This window comes from Mesorhizobium sanjuanii, from assembly GCF_002529485.1.
Taxonomy (GTDB): domain Bacteria; phylum Pseudomonadota; class Alphaproteobacteria; order Rhizobiales; family Rhizobiaceae; genus Mesorhizobium; species Mesorhizobium sanjuanii.
Genome location: NZ_NWQG01000180.1, coordinates 1 through 24,297 on the forward strand (window position 1 = coordinate 1; position 24,297 = coordinate 24,297).

Genomic DNA, 24,297 nt, shown 5'->3' on the forward strand with positions numbered 1-24,297 from the left:
GGCTTATGCGCCGCAGGAAGCGCAGGGCATGACCTTCTCTGAAGCGGGTCCTGTTCCGGCACAAGGCAACATCGCCCAGCAGATATTCATGTATACGGCGTTCACCGCCGGAATGGTCAAGGACGGACTGCCGGTCGTGAACGCGGACGGCACCCCGAAATGGCGCTTTGCTCCGTCGCCGCATGGCGTCTACTGGAAGGACGGCATGAAGCTCGGCTACCAGGACGTCGGTTCCTGGACGCTGATGAAGTCGACGCCTGATGATAGGGCGAAGGCCGCCTGGCTTTACGCACAGTTCGTCACCTCGAAGACCGTCGACGTGAAGAAGAGCCATGTCGGCCTGACCTTCATTCGCGAGTCGACGATCCAGGACAAGAGCTTCACCGAACGGGCTGCGAAGCTTGGCGGCCTGATCGAGTTCTACCGCTCGCCGGCCCGCGTCCAGTGGTCGCCGACCGGCACCAACGTGCCTGACTATCCGAAGCTGGCACAGCTCTGGTGGCAGGCGATCGGCGATGCGTCGTCGGGCGCCAAGACGGCGCAGGAAGCGATGGACTCGCTCTGCGCCGAACAGGAAAAGGTCATGGGCCGCATCGAGAAGTCGGGCGTCCAGGGCGATATCGGCCCGAAGATGGCCGAAGAGCATGACCTCGCCTATTGGAACGCCGACGCCGTCAAGAAAGGCAATCTCGCTCCTCAGCTCAAGATCGAGAACGAGAAGGAAAAGCCGATCACCATCAACTACGACGAACTGGTGAAGAGCTGGCAGAAGTAACGGTGGGCACAATCTGTAGCTAATCAACCCATGGAGAACGCCCGGAGTAGCACTCCGGGCGTTTCCTTGGCGATCACTGACGGCGCCCGGGGATGAAATAATTTTCAGGATAGCGAAGGTGAGATGGATCAATCGGTGAATGCGCTTCGATAAACAGGCCATATTTATTGAAATAATTGACGAATTTGTGTGTTCTCAGAAAGAAAATTATTTACAAACTGCCCACGTTTGGTATCAATCATGACAGGGGTCGCTATTGATCCGCAAACGCCAGGCGGCGGCGCTGCATGATGGCGATCACGACAACAGACAACGCTCGGGATGGGCACGGACATGGCACTCGTATCGATGGGACCGATGCTGAAGCGGGCTCAGGCAGCAGGCTACGGCATCGCCGCCTTCAACATGATCGACTACAACAGCGCGCGCGCCATCATCGAGGGTGCCGCCGCTATGAAGGCGCCGATCATCGTCCAGGTCTCGGTCAAGACCATCAGGCACTGGGGCTACAAGCCGATCGCGACATGGGTACGGATGCTGGCGGAAACCGTCGAGGTTCCGGTGGCTCTTCATCTCGACCATTGCAGTGATGGCGATGTCATCAGGCGATGTATCGATGCTGGATGGACGTCCGTCATGTTCGACGGCTCGTCCTTGCCGTTCGCGGAAAACAAGGCGCGTTCGGAGGATATCTACCGGCTGACCGAGGCGGCCGGCGTCGGCCTCGAGGCCGAGATCGGCGCGATCGGCGGCGTTGAGGACGACAAGTTCGTCGCCGAGGATTCGGCCATCCTGGCCGACTACGACGAATGCCTCGAATTCGTAAAGAACATGCCGAACCTCGCTGTTTTCGCGCCCGCCATCGGCACGGCGCATGGCTTCTACAAGGGGCAGCCAAAGATCGCCTATGCCCTGCTGGAGAAAATTACCGCCGCGGTCGCCATTCCCATTGCCCTGCATGGCGGCACGGGCCTCAGCCAGGAGCAGTTCGACCGATGCATTGCCGGAGGCTGCGCGAAGGTCAACATCTCCACCATGCACAAGCATCGCTTCATCGAGGGCTTCGTCGCCGTCCGGCAGGACAAGCCCAAGCTTGAGGAGCCTCTGCCCTTCATCATCGGCCAGTATGATGCCATGAAAAAGGATGTGACCGACATGATCGTGGCCTTCGGTTCGGCGGGCAAGGCGGCGCATGCGGCGGGCGAGGACGCTGAGCGATGATGCATGCGCTTATCTTCGATTGCGACGGCGTGCTCGTCGATACCGAGCGGGACGGCCATCGCGTCGCTTTCAATCAGGCTTTCGCCCAGCTTGGCATCGATTGCGTCTGGAGTGTCGAGCGCTACGGCGAATTGCTGGCGACCGCGGGCGGCAAGGAGCGTATGCGCCGGCATTTCGACGAGACGCAATGGCCGCCAAATTATCCGGACCGCCAGGCTTTGATCGCTCTCATCCACCGTCTGAAGACAGATATCTTCATGGCCTTGATCAGGACCGGAGAGCTCCCCCTGAGACCGGGTGTGCGCCGGATCGTCGATGAGGCCATTGCCGAAAACGTCACCCTTGCCGTTTGTTCCACCTCTAACGAAAAAGCGGTGCAGGCGGTGGTGGACGTCATGCTCGGACCGCAACGATCCGGCAAAATATCCGTTTTCGCTGGCGACGCGGTCGGCGCAAAGAAGCCGGCGCCCGACATCTATGATCTCGCCGCCAAAACACTCGGTCTTTCGCCGGCGCATTGCATGGTGATCGAAGACAGCAACAACGGGCTGCGGGCGGCCAAGGCGGCCGGCATGAAGTGCATCGTCACCATTTCGTCCTACACCGGCGAAGAGGATTTTACTCTGGCCGACAGGGTTGTCGCCGACCTCGATGCCGGTATCGACATTCCGGCATGCCGCGCGATCGTCGACGCATCCTCTCTGGCGGCTCTATAGATATCAAGGCGCCATGAGGTCCACGGGTTCAGGCCGCGCTGTTGCCGCCGTGCCGGTAACGCTTTTCAAGGGCGGTACCGGTTGTCCGCAGACTCTCGGCCGTCTTTTCTCCCATGCGGAACAGTGTGCCAACATAAAGCAGGTCGATCAGGAACAACTGGCTGATTCTGCCTTCCAGAAAGTCCCCGTGCAGTGGCACGAGTTGCGGGCTCGCCCCCCAGGTGGTTAGTGAAACGTTGGCGGCCTTTGCCACGTCCGAGGCGGCATTGCTGGTGATGGCGATCGTCGTCGCCTTCTTTTCGCGGGCGAGGAGCAATGCGCCGGTGACCGTTTCGGTCGTTCCGGTGTGCGACACGCCAATCATCACGTCGTCGGGCTGAAGTGTCGCTGCCACGATCGTTTGCGTGTAGCCGTCGCGGTAGCTGGTTGCGTCGAAACCTGCCTTCATGAAGAGGTGAGCCGCTTCGTCGCAGATGGCGGCAGCGCCGCCAACGCCGACGAAGACTATTTTGCGCGCCTTGCGCAGGGCTTCGACCGCAAGTTCAAGGCGTTGTGCGTCGAGCATGCGATGCGTGCCTTCGAGGCCCGAAATCAAGAGAGACGCGAGCTTGCCGCTGGTCACGATCAGGGAATCGCTGTCGTCGATCTCAAGGGGAATGTTGACGAAAGACCGGCGGCTGCGTGCGCCCTCCGCGAGAGACAGCTTCATATCCGGGTAGCCCTCGTAGCCGAGAGCACGGCTGACGCGGCTGATGGTGGCTTCGCTGACACCCAGATTCCGGCCCAGCTCGGTGATCGAAGAATCCAGTCGCTTGCCGGCATTGTTGCGCAAGAAATCAGCAACGATCCGTTCGGACTTGCGTAGTGTGCCGTAACGCTCCTGTATCCGCTCGAGAAGATCGCTTTGTTGAAGATCCGAAAGCTGGCGAGGCTCTGTCATGCAGGACGTCCGTTTTGAATGCGCCGCCATCATGACAGCCCCTCGACACTAGCATTTTCGGGGGAAGAATAAAAGTTTTCACCCGCTCAATTCAGGCTTTTCCGATTGGATGCCGAGCCCGCCGACGGGAGGCCGGCGGACGAGACCTCCTGTCGCTCGCAAGAGCGTATCGGCTACCGCTTGGACGTTGTGTTTCGATCTGAAAATAATTTTCCAAAAATAGGAAATTGTGATGGGGGAGGCGAAGCTTCCGCAGGAATCTGTCGGAGTGAAACCCCTGAGCTTCTAAGCGCTCTCGTCATTATTCGTTTAAAACAACCCATTAAGGGAAAACTACCGGTCGGGCGGCGCATCATCGCCGTTTTTTAGATCGACGATTTTATGAAGAAAATTTTCTCGACAGGTTTAAACCTGGATGCTAGAGAGATTTCCACAATGAACAAGCGGACAAATTCGGGGAGAGAAGAATCCATGTCAGCTCAGTCCAGAAAGGCTAATGCCCCATCGCGGGAGCTTTTGGAAAAACTTTTCAAAACAGCCTTTAAGATCCGCGTCTTCGAAACGGAGGGCATCAAACTTTACCGTCAGGGCCTGATCCGCGGCTACTTCCACCCTTATCTGGGGCAGGAAGGCATTGCGACGGGCGTATGTGCGGCGTTGCGAGACGGCGACTACATTGCATCGACCCATCGCGGCCACGGTCACTGCATTGCCTGGGGCGCCAGCATCAACAAGATGGTCGCCGAACTGCTCCAGAAAGACACCGGCTATTGCCGCGGCTACGGCGGCTCCATGCACATCGCCGATATCAAGGCCGGCAACCTCGGTGCCAACGGCATCGTTGGCGCCGGAACGCCGCTCGGCGTCGGAGCGGCGCTCGCCGCGCAGATCAAGGGTTCCGATGCCGTAACCGTCACCTTCACCACGGATGGTGCGGCCAACAACGGCACCTTCTTGGAATCGCTCAATCTCGCTGCGATCTGGAATCTCGCCTTCGTGCTGGTCGTCGAAAACAACCAATACGCGGTTTCCACCAGGATCGAGGAATCGACCCGCGAGGTTGATCTCTACAAGCGCGGCCTCGCCATTGGTGTGGAAAGCCATCAGGTCGACGGCAACGACCCGCTCGCCGTCTACAACATGACGAAGGAAGCGGTCGAGAAATGCCGGCGCGGCGAAGGTCCGATCCTTATCGAGGCAAAGACCTACCGCCACATGGGGCACCATGTGAACGATCCCGGCAAGTACATGCCGGCCGACCGCCTTGCCTATTACAAAGAGCGCGATCCTGTGGATCGGGCGCGCAACGCGCTGATCGAAATGTCGGGCATCGACCAGTCCGAGATCGAAGCGATCGAGAGCGAGATCAGGCAGGAGTTCGAGAACGCGATCGAATTTTCGAAGGCGAGCGGTGAAGTGACGATCGCGGATTTCCGCGAATTCGCCGCCGCTTACTGAGTTTCCCGGGAGAGAGAACCACAATGGCCAGAGAAATCATGTATCGCGACGCCCTTCGCGAGGCGATCGACGAGGAAATGGGGCGCGACAGCTCGGTGTTCATCATCGGCGAGGGGATCGCCGAGCGTGGCGGCTCCTACAAGGTGACGGAAGGGCTGCTCGAAAAATATGGCTCGAAGCGTGTCCGCGACACGCCGATCGCCGAAGCCGGCATGATCGGCGTCGGTGTCGGTGCTGCGATCGCGGGCGCCCGCCCGATCGTGGAAATCCTTTATGTCGACTTCGCCATGCTCGGCATGGACATGCTCGTCAACCAGGCGGCGAAGTTTCGGCTGATGACTGGCGGCGACGGCCGCGTGCCTTTCGTCATGCGCACCCAAGGCGGCACGGGCGGCGGCGTGGCCGCACAGCATTCGCAGAGCCTTGAAGCCCTATTCTACCACATTCCCGGTCTCCAGGTCGTCATGCCGTCGGTGCCTTCCGATGCCAAGGGGCTGCTGAAATACGCGCTGCGGCAGCCGGACCCGGTCATTTTCCTCGAGCACAAGCACCTCTACATGACCAAGGGCCTCGTGCCCGACGGCGAGCATGTCATCGAGTTCGGCAAGGGCGACATCAAGCGCCCGGGCAAGGACGTGACCATCATCGCCTGGTCCAACATGGTCCCGCGCGCGCTGGAAGCGGCCGCCAAGCTGGCCGAGGAGGGAATTGACGCCGAGGTCTTCGATCCGCGCACGCTGGTGCCGCTCGACAGGGAGATGATCCTTGCTTCGGTTGCCAAGACCAACCGGGCTGTCATCGTCCAGGAAGCCGTCCGTCGAGGCGGCGTCGCCTCCGACATCGCTTCCATCATCCAGGAGGAAGCCTTCTACCACCTCGATGCGCCAATCGAAATCGTGGCCGGCCTCAATATTCCCGTTCCGTTCAACCTCGAACTCGAAAAGGCCAGCGTTCCCCAGGTTGACGACATCATCGCCGCTGCCCGCCGCACCTTGCATGCCAAGCCTTTCGCGCTTGCCGCTGAATGAGTGCAGATTCCCGGACAGGACAGGAAGAACCATGTCTATGAATGTGTTGGAAAAGCTTGCCGCTACCAATCCGGATTGCGAAATCTGGTGGGACTCCTCGCCGCTGATCTACGCGGAATGGAAAGCATCCCTTCTGAAAGATGCGCCGGCTGAAAAGCGGGCCGACTGGGAGGCGCAGTTGACGCGCCTGTTCGATGCGGACCATGTGCTGGCGACGGGTCAGATGGGGTTTCGCGGCGTTACCACAAATCCGCCCCTGTCGTTGCAGGCGATCCAGGCCGATCCGGAATTCTGGGCGGACGAAATCCGCAAGCTCGCCACGACCTGCGGCTCGGACGACATCGAGCATATCTACTGGGCCATCTATCTCGACGTGGTTCGTCGTGGCGCCGCGATGATCCGCAAGGCCTACGACTTGTCTGGGGGGAAGTATGGGCTGGTTTCCGGGCAGGTCGATCCGCGCTTCGTCACGGACAGGGAGCGCATGCTCGAACAGGGCCTGCAGCTTGCCGAAATCGCCCCCAACGTCATGGTCAAGATTCCCGGATCGAAAGAAGGCTACGAGGTCATCGAGGAACTGACGGCGCGGGGTATCTCCACCAACAACACGACCTCCTTCACCGTGCCGCAATATGTTGCCTGCATGGACGCGGTTTCGCGGGGTCTGGAGCGGGCCAGGGCGAAGGGGGTGGACCTGTCGAAATGGCGGTCGGTCATCACCCACATGTCGGCTCGGCTCGGCAATGTCGGCGATCTCAAGGCCCAGGCGGACGCCCGCGGCATTGCGCTGTCCGCGGAGGACATCCTTCACGGCGAGCTTGCCGTTCTGAAGCGGGCCTATCGCTACGGCAAGGACCGCGGACATCCCAGCAAGATGCTGCAATGCTCCATGCGTGTAGCGGACAGCGGTCCCGGCGGGACGGCGTCGAGCTGGCATATCGCCAAGCTTGCCGGAGGCGATTTCGTCTACACCTGCCCACCGGGCTATATCGCGCAACTGATGCACGCCGAAGACAGGCTTCCCGATTTCGATCCGCGCGCCATCGACGAAGACGCGCCGGCCGAGACGATCGAGAAGCTGCTGCGCATCCCCTATTTCCGGCAGGCCTACGAGTTCGATGGCATGCGCGCGGAAGAGTTTTCGCAGTTCGCGGCATTCGCAACGACAGCGGGGGAATTCGCCGCCGCGACCCGCAAAACCGTCGATTTCGTCGCCCGGTCGGTCGAATCCGTCCGGCGCCGGGTTGCCTGAGAAAGAAAGCAAACGTCATGGCACGTCCCATTCTCATGCCGCAAGTCGGGCAGGATCTGACCGAAGGCAAGATAACCGCGCTGAACGTGAAGGTCGGCGACAAGGTCAAGAAAGGCGATATCGTAGCCGAGGTGGAATCCGAAAAGGCCGTGTTCGAGGTGGAAGCTTTCGAAACCGGAACGGTCCTCGAAATCCGCTACAATGTCGGTGACATGGCAATCGTCCTCGAACCGATAATCATGGTCGGCGAGGAAGGAGAGGTTCTCGAAGCCGTCTCCGCCGTCGGCTTTGCCGGTGAGGATGCCGAAGCGATCGTCAGCAGGGCCGCCCCCGAGCAGGCCGTCCGCGAAGTCGAACAAGCCACCCGCGAAGTCGAAACCGCGTTCCTCAAAACTGGAACCGGCGGCTCCTCGCCACTGGCCCGGCGACTGGCTGCCCTGGCAGGTGTCGACATCGCCGCCGTCAAGGGAAGCGGCGCCCGCGGCGCCGTCGTCAAGCGCGATATCGAAGACTATCAGCGCGGCAAGCCCGGCGTCTCTTCCGTTGTCGCCTTCACTGGCGGCGCGGCCGCCAGCTCCGGCGGTGCCTTGCCGATCCGCACGCTGCAGGCTGGAACGGGCGATCCGGTTCTGCTGATCCACGGTTTTGGCGCCGAACTCTCGGCCTGGCGGCCGTTCGTCGCCCATCTCGGACTGACAAATCCGATCCTGGCGCTCGACCTGCCCGGCCACGGTGCGTCCGCCGCCTTGGTGGCAACCGATTTCGAGAGCCTGACAGCCTCCGTTCACTCGGCTCTTTGCGGCGAACGTATCGAGAGGCTTCATCTTGTCGGCCACTCGCTCGGGGCGGCGGTGGCGGCAAATATCGCCGGCGGTGGCGATCTCGATGTCCGCTCCCTCTCCTTGCTGTCGCCGGCCGGCCTCGGCCCCTGGATCAACGGCGATTTTGTCGCCGGTTTCCTGTCGTCGTCGAGCGAGGCGGCATTGAAGGTCTGGCTGGAGCTGCTGGTTCACGATCCGTCTTCCCTCCCGGGGGTTCTGGTCCGGGCCACGCTTGCGGCACGCGAAGGCACTGCCATGGCCGGCAATCAGGCCCGTCTTGCATCCGGCGTCTTTTCCGCAAACACGCAGCTTTTCTCGATCCGCGAGGCGCTTCAGAGGTTTGCCGGTCCGGTGCGCGCGATTGTCGGGCGCGAGGACCGGATCATCCCGGCCGAGCAGTCGGATGCGGTGCCGGCGCATGTCGGCCTCTACCGCCTTGCCAATATCGGCCATCTGCCGCAACTCGAGGCCGCGCGCCTGGTCGGGCGGCTGGTCGCCGAAAACGTTCGAAGTGCCGGCTGAGCCGGCACTCGGGCCGCACCCTGCCGGGATGCATTGTGACCGCACGCCAATCCAGAAATATCTCGACCATTTTGCGTGAAAGGGCAGGTGGATGCCAGCCTACGATCTGATCATCATCGGGGCCGGCCCCGGTGGCTATGTCGCCGCGATCCGCGCCGCCCAGCTCGGCCTGCGCACGGCCGTGATCGAACGGCGACACCTCGGCGGTATCTGCCTGAACTGGGGTTGCATCCCGACGAAGTCGCTGCTGCATTCCGCCGAGATCGTTCACGGTCTGCAGACGGCGCCGCAGTTCGGCGTCGAGCTTCGCGAACAGGCCGTCAGTCTGTCGAAGATGGTCGAGCGGTCGCGCGGCGTTTCGGGCCAGTTGAACGCCGGTGTCCAGTTTCTTCTGCGCAAGAACAAGATCGATGTCATCTGGGGCGAGGCGGAACTCGCCGGCCACGGGCATGTGCGCGTCAAGGCAGTCACGGGAGAATCGCCAAAAGGTACCTTGCCGCCCGGTGACTACGAGGCGGCCGACATCATCGTGGCGACGGGCGCGCGCGAGCGCGCCCTGCCGGGGATAGATCCCGACGGTCGGCTTATATGGTCCTATCATCATGCCATGACCGCACGCGAGCGACCGGCGTCGCTGATCGTCATCGGAGGTGGCGCCATCGGCGTCGAGTTCGCTTCCTTCTACGCGGCGCTGGGAACGAAGGTGACGCTTGTCGAGCGCATGCCGCGCATCCTGCCGCTCGAGGACGCCGAGATTGCCGAGCTGATGGCCAAGGCCCTGAAGAAGAAGGGTGTCGAGGTCGTCTGCGGAGGCGGCGTGACGAAGGTGGTTGCGAACATGGCTGGACTTGCCGCCGAAATCAGGCAGGCCGGCGGTGGGGTTCGCACGCTGGAAGCCGAGCGGCTGCTGTCGGCTGCCGGTGTCGTCGCCAATATCGAGGGGCTTGGATTGGAGCGCCTCGGGGTAGAGCTTTCGAATGGCACGATCCGGACCGACGCGAACGGCCGTACCAATGTCGCGGGCATCCATGCAATCGGCGATGTCGCCGGCCCGCCCATGCTGGCGCACAAGGCAGAGCGCGAAGGCATATTGTGCGTCGAGGCGATCGCCGGGAAAAGCACACATTCGGCGTTGGGTGCGGTGCCGTCCTGCGTCTACGCCCATCCGCAGATCGCATCCATCGGCCTCACCGAGGAGGCGGCCAGGGCGGCTGGAGAGGCGGTCGAAATCGGTCGTTTCAGCCTGCGCGGCAATGGCAAGGCGATGACGCTCGGGGAAACCGACGGCATGGTCAAGGTCATTTTCGATGCGGCGAGCCGGAAGGTCGTCGGTGCGCATATGATCGGACCTTCGGTGAGCGAACTCATCGCGGTTTTCTCGCTGGCGATGACGCTGGGAGCCACGCGCGAGCAGCTCATAACGACTATTTTTCCGCATCCCACGATTTCCGAGGCGATGCACGAGGCTATTCTCGCCTCCGACGGGCGTGCCATTCATGCATAGGGAGCGAGGGCAATGAACAGGCCGCAAGATCACTCCAGAGGCACCATCGTTTTCGATCTCGACGGCACGCTCGTCGACAGCGTACCCGATCTTGCTGGCTCGCTCGACAGCCTTATGGCCGACAAGGGGCTGGAGGCCATCGGCATCGCGGCGGCAAGGAAACTGATCGGCCATGGTATTCCCAATCTGGTGCGCGGCGCGCTGGCGCTGCGTGGCGTCGACTGGGACGACGGGCAGGGCGCCGCCGATATCAAGCGCTTCACCGACATCTACGCGCAGCGCGTATCGCGGGAGACGCGGCCCTATGCGGATGTCGAGCAGACCCTTTCGCTTCTGGCGCAGGACGGGTGGCGCATGGCGGTCTGCACCAACAAGATGGAGCGGTACGCCAAGACGATCATTCGGGATCTTGGCCTTGATGCCTATTTCCCCGTCATTGCCGGCCCCGACACGTTCGGCTTCGGTAAGCCCGATCCGCGTCATCTCCTGGAAACCGCGAAAGCCGTGGGGGCTGACGGCCCGGTGATCTTCGTCGGTGATTCCGAGGTCGACATCGCCACGGCCAAGGCCGCCGGCGTTCCCATCGTCGCACTCAGCTACGGCTATTCGAAAGCCCCACTCGCTTCCCTTTTACCGGATGCGCTGGTCGATCGCTTCGCCGATCTTCCGGCTGGCCTGAACCGCATCCTGGCCCAGTCCGTGCCGGGTCAAGGGCAAGCGAAGACAAGATGCAAATGAAGGACTGAAGACGGCGGATGACGGCACAGGCGGCCACGTCTCATTGTCGAGGAGGAACCCCATGGCGCTACGATTGTCGCTCAACACGAACCCGCTCATCAACCGCTTTGCCGAGGTGGACGATCTGGTCGATACGCTGGCCGAACGCATCCGCATCGGCTATGTCCAACTGACGCCGGAGTTCGTCAATCCGTCCTGGCCGGCCGCGACCATCGCCAAGCGGGTGCGCCAGTTTCGCAGCGCGCTCGACCGCACCGGCGTCAAGGTCACCTCGGTGATGACCAGCACCTATGGCCGCCTCAATCATTTCGGCCATCCCGATGCGGATATCCGGCGCTACTATCTCGACTGGTTCCGCACGCTGGCCGATATTTCGGGCGAGCTCGGCGCCGAAGGCATGGGCACCCAGTTCGCCGTCTTCACCCAGAAGGACTACAACGATCCAGTCCGTCGCGAGGTGCTGATCGACATCGTCGTCGACTGCTGGCGCGACGTGGCCGAGCACGCGAAGGCGGCCGGATTGTCCTACATTTTCTGGGAGCCGATGTCGGTCGGACGTGAATTCGGTCACACGATCGCCGAATGCCGCTCCTTCGACGCGCGCCTGGCCGAGGCCAAGCTACCGCTGCCGTTCAAGATGATCGTCGATATCGATCATGGCGACGTCACGTCCTCCAATCCCGACGATGTGAATCCATATGCCTGGGCCGCCGCCTTTCCACGCGAATCGCCCATCATCCACGTGAAGCAATCGTCGACGAACAAGGGCGGCCATTGGCCCTTCACGGCCGAGCACAACAAGGACGGCCGCATCCAGCCGGAAAAGCTTATCAGGACCGTGGAGGCCGCGGGCGGCACGGACAACGAGATTTGCATGGAGCTGTCGTTTCGCGAGCGGGAGCCCACCGACAGCAACGTCGTTAACATGATCCGCGAATCCGTCGCCTACTGGGAGCCCCATATCGACACCGGGTTCAATCGCTAGTGCATGGTCCCCAAAGTGGGAACCGTTCCGGGAAGACCCGGTGCTCAAACAATGAGACGGAGAGGCGGCCGATGCGAGAGGATCCGCCGCTCCGGATACGCCTGAAGGGCAAGAGGGCGGCTTGGCTGCCGGAAGGAAAAGAGGATGACTGCATCAAGGCTCTGGGTCGGCACCAGCTGGAAGATGAACAAGACGCTTGCAGAGGCGATGGCCTTCGCGGACGGTCTGGCGGCCGCCGATGCTCGCAGGCACGAGCGGGTTCAGCGCTTCATTATTCCGCCATTCACGGCCATGCGTCAGGTCAAGGAAAGACTGGCTGGCACCAGCGTGAAGGTTGGTGCGCAGAATATGCATTGGGATGATGGCGGCGCCTGGACGGGCGAAATCTCGCCGTTGATGCTCAACGACTGCAATCTCGATCTCGTCGAGATTGGGCACAGCGAGCGGCGGGAGTTCTTCAACGAGACGGACAGGGCGGTTGGCCTCAAGACGGCAGCCGCTATCCGCCATAGGCTGGTACCGCTCATCTGCATTGGCGAGACACTGGCTCAGCGGGAGGCCGGGGAAGCCGATGCCGTGCTTCGTCGGCAGGTTGAAGCGGCCTTGTCGCAGCTCTCGGAAGACGAGAAGGCGGCAACGATCCTGATCGCCTACGAGCCGGTCTGGGCCATCGGCGTCAACGGGATTCCCGCAACGATGGACTATGCCAACGCACGGCATGAGAAAATCGCAGCCGTCGCCAAAGCGGCCCTCGGGGTCGCGGTCCCGATACTCTATGGCGGCAGCGTCAATCCGCAGAACTGTGCGGAACTGGTGAGTCAGCCCGCCATAGATGGCCTGTTCATCGGCCGGTCGGCCTGGACGGTTACAGGCTATCTCGACATTCTGCAGCGGGTCGCCGCCTCTCTGTAGATGAACCCAAAATGACGACATGCCCCATCTTGCCAAGTTGCAAGCCGGAAGCGTGCGGTCTGGCATCAGGAAACATTCCATGATTTCTCGCGAACAGCACGACCGGATGGCAAATGCAATCCGCTTTCTTTCCATGGATGCGATCGAAAAGGCCAATTCAGGGCATCCCGGCCTGCCGATGGGCGCGGCCGATGTGGCCACGGTGCTGTTCTCCCGTTACCTGAAGGTCGATCCGAAGACGCCGCTGTGGCCCGACCGGGACCGCTTCGTCCTTTCGGCCGGCCACGGTTCGATGCTCCTTTACTCGCTCCTCTATCTCACCGGATATGAGGACATGAGCATCGAGGACCTCAGGCAGTTCCGGCAGCTTGGGTCCAAGACGGCCGGTCATCCTGAATACGGCCATGCCGCCGGCATAGAGACCACCACCGGCCCGCTCGGCCAGGGGCTTGCCAATGCCGTCGGCATGGCGATTGCCGAGCGCCGGCTGCGCGAGGAGTTCGGCAGCGAGCTGCAGGATCACTTCACCTATGTGCTGTGCGGGGACGGCTGCCTGATGGAAGGCGTCAGCCAGGAAGCGATTGCGCTTGCCGGCCACCTGAAGCTCAACAGGCTGGTGCTGTTCTGGGACGACAACAGGATCACGATCGACGGCGCCGTGAGCCTTGCGGATTCGACCGACCAGATCATGCGTTTCAAGGCGGTGCGCTGGAACACCATCGAAATCGACGGCCATGATCCCGATGCGATCGCCGCTGCCATCGAAGCCGCGCAGAAATCTGAGCGCCCCACCTTCATCGCTTGCAGGACGGTCATCGGTTTCGGTGCACCCAACAAGGCCGGCACCCACAAGGTGCACGGCTCGCCGCTTGGGGTGGAGGAAATCGCCGCCACCCGCAAGGCGCTTCACTGGGAAGCCGAGGCCTTCGTGGTGCCGGCCGACATTCTCGACGACTGGCGCGGCGCCGGCAGCCGCTCTGTCGCGCAGCGAAAGGCCTGGGAGGGCCGCCTGGCGGCGGCCGCGGCTGACCGGAAATCCGAGTTCACTCGCCGCTTCGCCGGTACGCTGCCTTCGGACCTGGATGCGTCGATCACGGCATACAAGAAGACGCTTGCCGGGAAGCCGCCCGTCGTCGCCACCCGCAAGGCGTCCGAGGACGTGCTGGAGGTCATCAACGGCGCGCTGCCCGAAATGCTGGGCGGTTCGGCGGATCTGACGCCATCCAACAACACCAAGACCAGCCAGATGGCCTCGATCACGCCGACGGACTTCTCCGGCCGTTACGTGCATTGGGGGGTTCGCGAGCACGGCATGGCCGCCGCCATGAACGGCATTGCGCTGCATGGCGGTCTGATTCCCTATTCCGGCGGCTTCATGATCTTCTCGGATTACTGCCGCCCGTCGATCCGCCTGGCCGCCTTGATGGGCGTTCGCGTCATCCACGTCCTGACGCATGATTCGATCGGTGTCGGCGAAGACGGCCCGACGCACGAGCCCGTCGAACACATGGCGGCGCTGCGCGCCATTCCCAACTTGCTGATGTTCCGCCCCGCCGATGCCGTGGAAACGGCGGAATGCTGGCAGATGGCGCTCAAGCAGCGGCACCGCCCTTCCGGCCTGGCGCTGAGTCGCCAGAACCTTTCGCCCGTGCGCCTGTCACACGAGGCGCAGAACCTCTGCGCGCGCGGCGCCTACGAGCTGATCGCGGCCGACGAGGCAAAGGTATCAATCTTCGCATCCGGCTCCGAGGTCGAGCTCGCGGTCAAGGCCGCCGCCGATCTCACGGACAAGGGCATCGCCGCACGCGTCGTCTCTGTTCCCTGCTTCGAGCTGTTCGCCGAACAGCCGGCCGCCTATCGCGCGTCCCTCATCGGCAATACGCCGGTCAAGATCGCCGTCGAGGCCGCCATTCGGCAGGGCTGGGATTGCTTCATTGGCCGGGATGGCGATTTCGTCGGCATGCAGTCCTTTGGCGCATCCGGCCCCGGCAAGGATCTGTTCCGGCATTTCGGCATTACCGTCGAAGCGATCGTCGCTGTCGCTCTGGGGAAACTGCCCCCTGCGAGTGTGGCTTAGTCTCCGAAGGGCAAGATGCTCGCGCGGTTATGGCTGGATGCACCGTCCGCGTTCGCCTCGATCGGGGGTGCAACCGTACAAGGCTGCCGCTGACGGCACAGCGTTCAATGACATTCAAATGTCGCGGCCGCAAAGCGGAAATTGTCTGGCGTCAAAGATTCCCGGTAAAGGCCAAGACCGATCTTCATGGCTCTATTTCACGCCAATGCCGGCGGTAAGGCCGCCATCGATCTTGTAATCCGCGCCAGTGCAGAACCCGGCCTTCGCCGAACAAAGGAAGGCGATGAACTCCGCTACCTCCTCCGGCTCGCCGATGCGGCCAAGCGGATGGGCCGCGCCGAAGCGCCTGTAGGCTTCTTCGACGTCGGCGTCGCTGCCGTTGTCGCCACGCGCCGCCTTCTCGAGGATCGGTGTGCGGATCGAGCCTGGGCTCACCGAATTGACCCGGATGCCGGCCGCCGCGTAGTCGAGCGCCAGCGAACGCGTCAGCGTGTGGATGGCGCCCTTGGTGGTGGCATAGGCCGCGACGTTTTGCTGGCAGGCGAAGCCTTGCACCGAAGCCACGTTGACGATGGCGCCGCCGCCCCGCTTGATCATTTCCGGGATGCCGAAATGCGCGGTCAGATAGATCGATCCGACATTGACGGTCATCGCCCGGTTCCAGGTTTCCCAATCGGTCGTCGTCGCGGTCCCATAGGGATGAACTGCCGCGGAATTGACGATGATGTCGATGCCGCCGAACCGTTTTACGCCGGCCGCGACCGCGTCGCGAACCTGGTCGGAAACGGAGACATCGACGGTCTGCACCAGCGCATTCGCTCCGGCTTTGACGAGGCTTTCCTGCATCGCGGCATTGGCCGCCCGGTCGATGCCGCAGGCGATAATCGCAGCACCACCCTGCGCCAGGCGCCTCGCTGTGGCGAGTGCGATGCCGGTCGTGCCGGTAACCAGCGCAACCTTGTTTTCAAAATCAGACATGATGCAAATCCTTGGAAGATGTCGGGTTCGGCTGCGCCGGGATTGCCGGCGAGGTCCGGGCGTTTTCGAGATCGTCGGGAACGAAGCGCAGGCCGAAATCGAGATGCCGGCTCATCAGGTAGCTATAGGCGATACGGTCGCGCGCGCGCAGCGCCGCGATGATCTCGCCATGGGCACGGCGTGTTTCACTGAGGATCGGCCGGATGGATTTGCCGACGGTCATGATGTGCAGGATGACCGGCGACAGGAATTGATAGGTCTGGACCAGCATGCGGTTGCCGGCGAGCTTCACCAGCGCCAGGTGAAAATCGAAATCGCGCTGCGCTGCCTCCTGGACATCCCTGCTGGTTTCGATCAGGCCGTTGACCTCGTCCAGGGCGTCGAGTTCGGCGGCGCTGGCGTTGAGAATGACATGGTCGCCGATGCTCGCTTCGATGATGCGGCGAAACCCCTGGATGTCGTGAAACGAGGTCTTCGAGATATCCATCTGCGCGGCGAAAAAGTTCTGGATCGCGACATTCTGGCGATCGGCCAGCACCGCGCCGACACGCGGCTTGGCATCGATCAGGCCATAGGTGCGGATGGTGCGCAGCGCTTCGCGGATGGTGTTGCGGCTGGCGCCGAACAATTCGCAAAGCTCCCGTTCGGTGGGCAGGACATCGCCGACGGACATGGCGCGATTGCGGATGAGGTCGAGAATCTGCCGCACGGTCTGGTCGACGGCCGAGCTGCTGACCCCGGCATCTTCCGTCGCTTCCGCCGGGTTCTGACCGGTCTGCTCCAAATGGACTGTCTCCTCGTTATTTGTTGGACCAGTACTACGGTCAAACAGGCAATAAATCAACCGTTGCGCTGCTCATAGCCCCGGAAACGGTTGATACGATGCGCATTCTAGCGTGTTGACAGGACTGTGGTCCAACAATATGGTCGCCGCCTCACACTTAGGAGGCCTTATGGAACAGTGCTGGCGCTGGTATGGACCGGACGACCCGGTGACGCTCGATCATGTCAAGCAGGCAGGTGCGACAGGCGTGGTCTCGGCCTTGCACAATATCTATGACGGACGCGCCTGGCCGCTCGAGAGCATTCAGGAGCGCAAGCGGATCATCGAGGCGGCTGGGCTGACCTGGTCGGTCGTCGAGAGCATCCCGGTCCATAATTCCTTCAAGATCGGCGCACCGGAACGTGTGCGCTACGCCGGCTATTATCGCGACAGCGTCCGAGCGCTTGCGAAGGCCGGCATTGCGACGATCTGCTACAATTTCATGCCCGTGGTCGACTGGACCCGCACCGATCTGGCCTACCGGCTGCCAACGACGGGTTATGCATTGCGTTTCGATGCGATCGATTTCGCGGCCTACGATTTGTTCGTGTTGAAGCGCGGGAATGCCGAGGCAGGCTACAGCGCCGCCCGCATCGCCGAGGCGGAAGCGCGGCTGAAGGAACTGAGCGCCGAGAAGATCGACCAGATCGAGCGCAACCTCATCGCCGGCCTGCCGGCAACCGAGCGCAGCTATAACCGCGATAGCTTTCGCGAGGCATTGGCGGAATACGATGCGATCGGGCCGAAGGAATTGCGCGACAACCTTGCCTGGTTCCTGCGCGAGATCATTCCGGTGGCCGAAGAGGAGGGGGTGCGCATGTGCATCCATCCCGACGATCCGCCCTTCTCGCTCTACGGCCTGCCGCGCATCGTTTCGACCGCCGAGGATGCGCGTTTCATTCTCAATGCCGTCGACAGTCCGGCCAATGGCCTGACCTTCTGCACCGGCTCTTATGGCACGCGCGCCGACAACGACATTGTCGCCATGGTCAAGGAATTCGCCGACCGCATCCATTTCGTCCATCTGCGCAACATCACCATCGAGGACGACGGCTCGTTCTATGAGGCCGAGCATCTCGAGGGCGGCACCGACATGGCGCATGTCATCCTCGCCTTGATGCAGGAGGAAGCGCGCCGTCGCAAGGAGGGCCGCGCCGACTGGCAAATTCCGATGCGGCCGGACCATGGCCACCTGCTTGCGGACGATATCGGCAAGACCAGGATCAACCCCGGTTACTCCTTGATCGGCCGGCTGAAAGGCCTCGCCGAACTGCGCGGCATCATGCGCTCCGTGGAGCGGTTCGGGCTGGCTTGAGAGCCTCGGCGGATAAGCGATCGCGCGCGTCTTCTTCGACGGCATCTTCACCAGCCCGCGCGTCGCGCATCCGGAGGGTGTGGCTGTGCACGGCGATGGGTCGATCTGGCGTGCACAATGTTCCCGATGGCGTGGCCTTCGCACCCGATGGTTCGCTGTTCATCTCATGCTACGAGCCGAGCCGGATTTATCGCTGGCGCCAGGACAGAGGTCTTGAAGTGCTGATCGAGGATCCGGCGGCGACCACGCTGGCGCACCCCACCAACATCGCCTTCAAGGGCGACAAACTTTACACCGCAAATCTTGGTCGCTGGCATATCACGGAGATTGATTTGGCAGCACTTCCAAAGGCGGGCCGATAAAGGTCGCGATTCCGGCTTGGCTGACGCCTGCGAATTCACCCGGCGCGGCGGAAGGAAGCAGGATGGCGAGCAGAGTCGACATTGCATGGGGATGACACTATATAGCGGCGGCTTCGACGGCTCACGTCCGTGGAGCGACCGTAAATGCGCTACATGTTGTGACACCTTTTGTGATAAATGTCGGTCTTAAAAAACCGGGAAAAAGCGAATAGAAACAATAGCGCGGGATCACTGTGGGTCCCAGCGAACGGTACCAGTCTCCTCTAGAACAGAACGTGCTCCTTGAACCTGCGATTCCTTCGGCTCTGTGGAGCTTGGATAAGATCGGCTTGCCGGGTGACGACGACTCGGTTGGAATGGAATATGCATCCTTTGCAGGGTGGCGACGTTTATGATTACCAACGGCATAGCCGCCAGGGAACAGCAGTATGAGTGAACACGCGATCGAGTTCTTGCAGGGGTGGATCGGCGAAAAGGTCCAGTGCCAGCCCTCGCCGGAGAGGATCGAGAAGCAGGCCGAGACCCTTGCGAAGGAGTGCGCGGCCAAGGCTGCGGAAGCCGGCATACCCCTGGAGGATATCCAGGAAGAGGTCGGCGACATCCAGGAGCTCATCGCGTCGCGGCTGGAAGAGGCAGCCGAGGCCGAAGAAGACGAAAAGAACGCGAGCAAAGCTGCCGAGTAGAAATGCCGAATCCGGTGAAAGAGGCCGGGGCTTTCCAGCCTGTCTGACGACCCGCGTCGACCCTATTCCTTTGGACCCGCACCAAATCTGTTCATGAGCCATGCCTTCGGCAGCGCCGGCACGAAATTGCCGTCGCGCCCGGTCATGTCGTCATTGGCTATGAGCGCATTGAGGATCGCTTCCTCCACCCCCTGGATCACCGCGTCGAAGAACGGATCGATATCGATGTCGGGGATGAAGTCGGCCTTGGCGATGCGCCCTGACGGCGCCAGCGCCGCCTCCGGGTTGGCCGTAGAAAAGGCCAGGAAAATATCGCCCGAACTATGATAGCCGAACCCGCCGGTCATGGCGACGCCAAGCGGCACCCGCCGCGCCAGCCGCTTCATCTGATGCGGCAGGAATGGCGCGTCGGTGGCGACGATGGCGATGATCGAGCCCTTTTCGGCGCGTGGCGTGCCTTCGCGGATCGCCGGCTGCTTGAGATCGGGCCCGGCGCGCACGCCGCGAATGGCCAAATTATGCCGCCTGCCGAAATTCGCCTGCACGAACACGCCGACCGTGTAGCTGCTCTCCCGCCAGTTGACGATGCGCGACGCGCTGCCGGAGCCTGCCTTGAAGCCGAAGCTGATCATGCCGGTGCCGCCGCCGACGCTGCCTTCCTCGATCGCCCCGCTTGCGGCCGCATCGAGAGCGCAAAAGACATGCTCGACCCCAAGATGATGGCCATTGATGTCGTTGAGGAAGCCATCATAGGTTTCGCCCGCTACCGGTAGCGCCCAGGCGCTTTCGAGCGATTGCGGCAGTGTCTTCTGCATCCAGCGCAAGGTCGCGTCGCGGCTGACGCCGCAGGAATGCGTGTTGGTGATGGTGACCGGAAAATTGAAGGCGCCGGTTTCCTCGATAATATGCGAGCCGGTCAGTTCGCCATTGCCGTTCTGGCTGAACATGCCGGCAAAGACCGGCGCGGCGAGATCGGCGCGCGGTCTGGGCAGGATGGCGGTCACGCCGGTGCGCACCGGTCCCTTGCCGACCACCAGCGGCCCGTCGCCCATAATCACCGTGGTGTAACCCACGGCAACGCCGGGCACGTCGGTGATGGCATTGAACCGGCCAGGCGTGCCGTCAAAACCGATACCGAAGGCTCTTGCGCGCTATTTGCCGGAAGGCGTCTGTTGGTGCGGATTGCCGGTCATGGGTGCATAGAAGTCATAGGTGTTCAAAAGTCATGGCTGTTCAGAACAGGGAACCCTGGTTGCCAGGCTCCCTGGATTTGGCGGCCGGTCTCGTAATTGCCTTCGGTCTTGCCGGACTTGCCGTGCCACTGGTCGCAATGGCATCCGCCGCGCCGTCGGCGAACTCCAGCGAAAGCGCCATTCCCGGCGCCACTTCCGCCGCATGCTTGACGACCGTGCCGTCGGCGTCCTTCACCAGCGCGAAGCCACGCGCCAGCACGGCCTTGTGCGACAGCGTCGCCAGCAGCCGGTCGGCCTGGGTCAGTTGCCCGCGCAGGCGGTCCAGCCGCCGTGAAATCGCCTGGTCCTGTCGCCGCGTCAGCCTCGTCAGCGCATCCGCCTGCAATTTCTGCCGCCTTGCGATCGGCGCGGGCGACAGCCGCGCCGCGTTGCGCGAAAACCGCGCTCGCCGCTCGCGTACGATGGCGAAGAAGGCAGCCTGCGCGCGGGCGAGATCGCGGCCGGTGAGCGTGCGGGCCTCGTTCATGCGTCGCGACAGGGTGGCCGGCGTCAAACGCTGGCTCTGAAGCCTGGCCCGCTTGCGCTCGATGCTGACCGACAGCGCCCGGCCGAGCCGGCTTGTCGCCTCGTCGAAGCGGCGGCGCGGCAGCGCCAGCAGCTGGTCGGGCGAGGGCAGCGCACGCGCGGCCGCGCGCACAGCCTGCCGCTTGCGTTCGAAATTGCGCGAAGCGGCCGCCTTCAGCCGCGCGCCGAGACCCGCAAGCGTCGCTTCGAGGTCTGCTTTGACCGGCACGGCAATTTCGGCTGCACCCGTCGGCGTTGGCGCCCGCACATCCGCCACCAGGTCGATCAGCGTCCAGTCCGTCTCGTGGCCGACGGCGGAAATCAGCGGAATGCGCGAGGCGGCGGCGGCGCGGGCGAGGGCTTCGTCGTTGAAACCCCAGAGGTCCTCAAGGCTGCCGCCGCCGCGCGCCACGATCAACAGGTCGGGATGCGGGATGGCGCCATCCAATGCCAGCGCGTTGAAGCCGTTAACGGCGGCGGTCACTTCCGCGCCCGCCGTCTCGCCCTGCACCCTGACCGGCCAGACAAGCACATGCAGCGGAAACCGGTCCTTGATCCGGTGGATGATGTCGCGGATGACCGAACCCGTCGGCGAGGTGATGACGCCGATGACGTGCGGCATGAAAGGCAGCCGCCGCTTGCGCCCGGCATCGAACAGGCCTTCTGCCTGCAGCCGGCGCTTGCGCTCCTCCAGCAGCGCCATCAGCGCGCCGGCGCCGGCGGGCTCGAGATTGTCGATGACGATCTGGTAGTTGGACTTTCCCGGATAGGTGGTGAGCCTGCCGGTGGCGATCACCTCCATGCCTTCCTCGGGGCGGAACTTCAGCCGGCTCATCGTGGTCTTCCACACCACCGCATCGAGCCGCGCGCGTTCGTCCTTCAGCGCGAAATAGGCATGGCCGGAAGAATGCGGCCCGCGATAGCCAGAAATTTCGCCGCGCACCCGCACATGGCCGAAGACATCCTCGACCGTGCGTTTCAGCGCGCCGGAAATCTCGCTCACCGTGTATTCGGTGGCGTTGGTGCGTGATTCGGATGCAGCGTCGCTCATGGACCGATTGAGGGGCGGTTGCCCGCCCGCGTCAAGGCGTTCCCCGTCATGGCTGATTGCATAACGTCATCTTAAGCCTGATTTGGTTGACTCTGCGGCAAGGAGGTGCCCACGACGCATGAGCGCACGTGTAAACCGCAGCCCATTGACGTTCCACGTCACTCTGACCGTGCTGGCGCTCGCCGCTTTTGCGCTGGCCATGGTCGTAGGCTTCGGCTTTTACGCCATGATGCAGGCGGACCGAGCTTCTCTCAAGCGGCAAAAGATCTTCTTCGCCAATGGCCTTCAGGACCAGATCGCAGCGGTGGAGCGCGAGCAGGAGAGCATCGCCGTATGGGACGATTCCGTCATCAACGCCAAGGCCGGCAACCAGGAGTGGATGGCCGAGAATATCAGCGTCTGGATGTATTCCTACTACGGGCACAACCGAATCTATGTTCTGGACGCCGCCAACCGGCCGGTTCATGCGATGCACGAAGGACAGCTGGTGCCGCCGAGCGCGTATCGCGAGGACCAATCGGCCATTCAACCGACCGTCGAAAGACTGCGCCAACTGATCAGCCAGCCGCCGAATGAAAACCAGGCCAGCGGTCCGGTCAAATTGCTCGCCGAGGATCTGGTGTCGCTTGGTGGCAAGCCTGCCATCCTCAGCGTCATGCCGCTGGTGCCGAGTTCGGACCGCGTCACCCAGGCACCGGGCAGCGAATATCTCCATGTTTCAATAGAGTTCATCAATGATGCCGTTGTCGGCAAGATAGCGGAGAAGTATCTGCTGGCGGGCGCCCGTCAGCTGCCATTGTCGCAACCGATCAGCTCGGCCGCCATTCCGCTGATGGATTCGCATGGTGTCATTCTGGGTTATATCGGCTGGGACCAGGAGCGTCCTGGCCTGACGCTGGTGCGCAAGGCGGGGCCGGCACTGGTCATCGGCGCGTTGCTTGCCGCAAGCGTGCTGGCCTTCCTGTTGCGACGTCTTCGCCGGGCCTCATTCGCGTTGCAGACCAGCCAGGACCAGGCCCAGTATCTGGCTTTTCACGATACGCTTACGGGCCTTCCCAATCGAGCTCTTTTCGAGGATAGGCTCCGGCAGGCCCTCCTGACAGCCAGTCGCGACAAGGCCAGGGTGGGGCTGCTTTACCTCGATATCGACCGCTTCAAGCATGTCAACGATACGTTTGGCCATCCGGCCGGTGACGAACTCGTGCGCCAGACCGCGGCCAGGCTCCAGCAGACAATTCGCGAAATCGATACGGTGGCGCGGCTCGGCGGCGACGAATTCGCCCTGATCCTGATCGATATCCGCGATATCAGGACCGCCGAGGATATTTCGGAACAGCTTCTGCAAAGGCTGCAGGAACCCTTCAAGCTGATGGACGATCAGGTCTTCGTCAGCGCCAGCATCGGGATTGCGATCTCGTCGGGTCCCGATGTCGACTCCGACGATTTGCTGCGCAAGGCCGACATCGCTCTTTACGAGGCCAAGAAGAACGGTCGTGGCCGCTATCAGGTATTCGCCGGCGACATGGACGATCTTCTGCTGCGCAAACGCAAGGTCGAGAGCGAGCTTCGCAATGCCCTGAATGGGGGAACCGGCATCAAACTGGTGTATCAGCCGATCTTTGCAGCCGATGGCAGGACGATCCTCGGCGCGGAAGCACTCATCCGCTGGGCGCACGAGGTCCATGGCGCTTTGCCGCCGGCGCAATTTATCGCCATCGCGGAAGAGCGTGGCATGATCGGTCAACTCGGCAAATGGGTGTTGTACGAGGCCTGCCGGTTCGCCATTGGCACCAGATTGCCCTGGGTAGCGGTCAATGTGTCACCGCTGCAATTGCGCGACTTCGGTTTTGCCGAGCAGGTTGCGTCGATTCTCAGGGAAACCGGGCTGGCGCCGAAGCGCCTGCAGATCGAGATCACGGAAAGCGTTCTTCTGGAAAGCAGCAATGCCACAAGAATGGCTTTGGCTGCCCTGCGGCAGTCTGGTGTCGGCATCGTGCTCGATGATTTCGGCACGGGGTATTCGTCACTGAGCTATCTGCGCCGCCATGCTATCGACAAGCTCAAGATCGACCGCTCTTTCGTGCGCCTCCTCGACGACGGCGACGGCAGTTCGTCGGCGATCGTGCGGGCCTTGATCGACCTCGCCGTCGCCCTCAAGGTCGAAGTCACTGCGGAAGGTGTCGAGACAGAGGAACAGAAAATGCAGCTCGTCGGCATGGGCTGCCACCAATTGCAGGGTTACCTGCTGTCGCCACCGCTGGAGACAACCCAGTTGCTCACCCTTCCGGGCCTGTCGACCGGTGACCAAAGCGGGCATGCCATCGCCCACGCCTGACAAGGCGGCCCAAAAGCATGCCCTCGGCTTGAGCCCGGGGTGCC

21 protein-coding genes are annotated in these 24,297 nt (G+C 62.3%); 16 read left to right on the top strand and 5 right to left on the bottom strand.

What is annotated here, in order from left to right; translation table 11 throughout:
* The 3 genes from CN311_RS24200 to CN311_RS24210 all read left to right on the top strand — a co-directional run.
* On the top strand, window positions 1-775 hold a 775-nt coding region (locus CN311_RS24200; RefSeq protein WP_133117250.1), incomplete at its 5' end, for a type 2 periplasmic-binding domain-containing protein.
* Window positions 776-1,108: 333 nt separating this feature from the next.
* Window positions 1,109-1,996, top strand: coding sequence for a class II fructose-bisphosphate aldolase (locus CN311_RS24205; RefSeq protein ID WP_165779828.1), 888 nt, complete (start codon window positions 1,109-1,111; stop codon window positions 1,994-1,996).
* Window positions 1,993-2,712 (top strand): HAD-IA family hydrolase, encoded by a 720-nt coding sequence (locus CN311_RS24210; protein WP_097576201.1) that lies wholly within the window; start codon window positions 1,993-1,995, stop codon window positions 2,710-2,712. The genes CN311_RS24205 and CN311_RS24210 overlap by 4 nt, the downstream gene beginning before the upstream one ends.
* A gap of 28 nt (window positions 2,713-2,740) precedes the next feature.
* Here CN311_RS24210 and CN311_RS24215 read toward each other — a convergent pair whose 3' ends face one another.
* Window positions 2,741-3,652: a MurR/RpiR family transcriptional regulator gene (locus CN311_RS24215; RefSeq protein ID WP_069091462.1), complete on the bottom strand. Its 912-nt coding sequence runs from the start codon at window positions 3,650-3,652 to the stop codon at window positions 2,741-2,743.
* A gap of 516 nt (window positions 3,653-4,168) precedes the next feature.
* Between CN311_RS24215 and CN311_RS24220 the strand changes: the two genes are divergently transcribed.
* From CN311_RS24220 to tkt, 9 genes are all read left to right on the top strand, one after another.
* Window positions 4,169-5,110 (top strand): thiamine pyrophosphate-dependent dehydrogenase E1 component subunit alpha, encoded by a 942-nt coding sequence (locus CN311_RS24220; RefSeq protein WP_165779829.1) that lies wholly within the window; start codon window positions 4,169-4,171, stop codon window positions 5,108-5,110.
* A 23-nt stretch (window positions 5,111-5,133) separates the two neighbouring features.
* Window positions 5,134-6,138, top strand: a complete 1,005-nt coding sequence (locus CN311_RS24225; RefSeq protein ID WP_097576204.1) for an alpha-ketoacid dehydrogenase subunit beta — start codon at window positions 5,134-5,136, stop codon at window positions 6,136-6,138.
* 31 nt (window positions 6,139-6,169) lie between these two features.
* A complete protein-coding gene (locus CN311_RS24230; RefSeq protein WP_165779830.1) occupies window positions 6,170-7,390 on the top strand; it encodes a transaldolase family protein in 1,221 nt (406 codons plus the stop codon).
* A 17-nt stretch (window positions 7,391-7,407) separates the two neighbouring features.
* Window positions 7,408-8,733 (top strand): acetoin dehydrogenase dihydrolipoyllysine-residue acetyltransferase subunit, encoded by a 1,326-nt coding sequence (locus tag CN311_RS24235; protein ID WP_097576206.1) that lies wholly within the window; start codon window positions 7,408-7,410, stop codon window positions 8,731-8,733.
* 91 nt (window positions 8,734-8,824) lie between these two features.
* Window positions 8,825-10,237, top strand: a complete 1,413-nt coding sequence (lpdA, locus tag CN311_RS24240) for a dihydrolipoyl dehydrogenase (protein WP_097576207.1) — start codon at window positions 8,825-8,827, stop codon at window positions 10,235-10,237.
* 12 nt (window positions 10,238-10,249) lie between these two features.
* Entirely contained in the window at window positions 10,250-10,975 is a 726-nt protein-coding gene (locus CN311_RS24245; RefSeq protein ID WP_097576208.1) for an HAD-IA family hydrolase, read from the top strand.
* Window positions 10,976-11,036: 61 nt separating this feature from the next.
* Window positions 11,037-11,960: a sugar phosphate isomerase/epimerase family protein gene (locus tag CN311_RS24250; protein ID WP_097576209.1), complete on the top strand. Its 924-nt coding sequence runs from the start codon at window positions 11,037-11,039 to the stop codon at window positions 11,958-11,960.
* 144 nt (window positions 11,961-12,104) lie between these two features.
* The gene (locus CN311_RS24255; RefSeq protein WP_097576210.1) at window positions 12,105-12,872 is read left to right on the top strand and encodes a triose-phosphate isomerase; all 768 of its coding nucleotides are present in this window, start codon (window positions 12,105-12,107) and stop codon (window positions 12,870-12,872) included.
* A gap of 79 nt (window positions 12,873-12,951) precedes the next feature.
* Window positions 12,952-14,949, top strand: a complete 1,998-nt coding sequence (gene tkt, locus CN311_RS24260; RefSeq protein ID WP_097576223.1) for a transketolase — start codon at window positions 12,952-12,954, stop codon at window positions 14,947-14,949.
* A 192-nt stretch (window positions 14,950-15,141) separates the two neighbouring features.
* Here the strand turns inward: tkt and CN311_RS24265 are convergent, their stop codons facing one another.
* Window positions 15,142-15,927 carry an SDR family NAD(P)-dependent oxidoreductase gene (locus tag CN311_RS24265; protein WP_097576211.1) on the bottom strand — a complete coding sequence of 262 codons (786 nt, stop codon included), beginning with the start codon at window positions 15,925-15,927 and terminating at the stop codon, window positions 15,142-15,144.
* Complete coding sequence (locus CN311_RS24270; protein WP_097576212.1) at window positions 15,920-16,711, bottom strand: FadR/GntR family transcriptional regulator; 792 nt, start codon at window positions 16,709-16,711, stop codon at window positions 15,920-15,922. The genes CN311_RS24265 and CN311_RS24270 overlap by 8 nt, the downstream gene beginning before the upstream one ends.
* A 169-nt stretch (window positions 16,712-16,880) precedes the next feature.
* Between CN311_RS24270 and uxuA the strand changes: the two genes are divergently transcribed.
* The 3 genes from uxuA to CN311_RS24285 all read left to right on the top strand — a co-directional run bounded on the left by uxuA (window position 16,881) and on the right by CN311_RS24285 (window position 19,110).
* Window positions 16,881-18,065, top strand: a complete 1,185-nt coding sequence (uxuA, locus tag CN311_RS24275; protein WP_097576213.1) for a mannonate dehydratase — start codon at window positions 16,881-16,883, stop codon at window positions 18,063-18,065.
* Between the two features lie 110 nt (window positions 18,066-18,175).
* Window positions 18,176-18,427 carry an SMP-30/gluconolactonase/LRE family protein gene (locus CN311_RS24280; RefSeq protein ID WP_245440937.1) on the top strand — a complete coding sequence of 84 codons (252 nt, stop codon included), beginning with the start codon at window positions 18,176-18,178 and terminating at the stop codon, window positions 18,425-18,427.
* A gap of 428 nt (window positions 18,428-18,855) precedes the next feature.
* A complete protein-coding gene (locus tag CN311_RS24285; protein WP_097576214.1) occupies window positions 18,856-19,110 on the top strand; it encodes a DUF768 domain-containing protein in 255 nt (84 codons plus the stop codon).
* A gap of 62 nt (window positions 19,111-19,172) precedes the next feature.
* Here the strand turns inward: CN311_RS24285 and CN311_RS24290 are convergent, their stop codons facing one another.
* Together CN311_RS24290 and xseA are read right to left on the bottom strand one after the other, a co-directional pair.
* Window positions 19,173-20,243, bottom strand: coding sequence for a DmpA family aminopeptidase (locus CN311_RS24290; protein ID WP_245440938.1), 1,071 nt, complete (start codon window positions 20,241-20,243; stop codon window positions 19,173-19,175).
* A gap of 100 nt (window positions 20,244-20,343) precedes the next feature.
* Complete coding sequence (gene xseA, locus CN311_RS24295) at window positions 20,344-21,918, bottom strand: exodeoxyribonuclease VII large subunit (RefSeq protein ID WP_097576215.1); 1,575 nt, start codon at window positions 21,916-21,918, stop codon at window positions 20,344-20,346.
* A gap of 118 nt (window positions 21,919-22,036) precedes the next feature.
* Here xseA and CN311_RS24300 point away from each other — a divergent pair, with 118 nt between their 5' ends.
* Entirely contained in the window at window positions 22,037-24,253 is a 2,217-nt protein-coding gene (locus CN311_RS24300) for a bifunctional diguanylate cyclase/phosphodiesterase (RefSeq protein ID WP_097576216.1), read from the top strand.
* The last annotated feature ends 44 nt before the right edge of the window (window positions 24,254-24,297 follow it).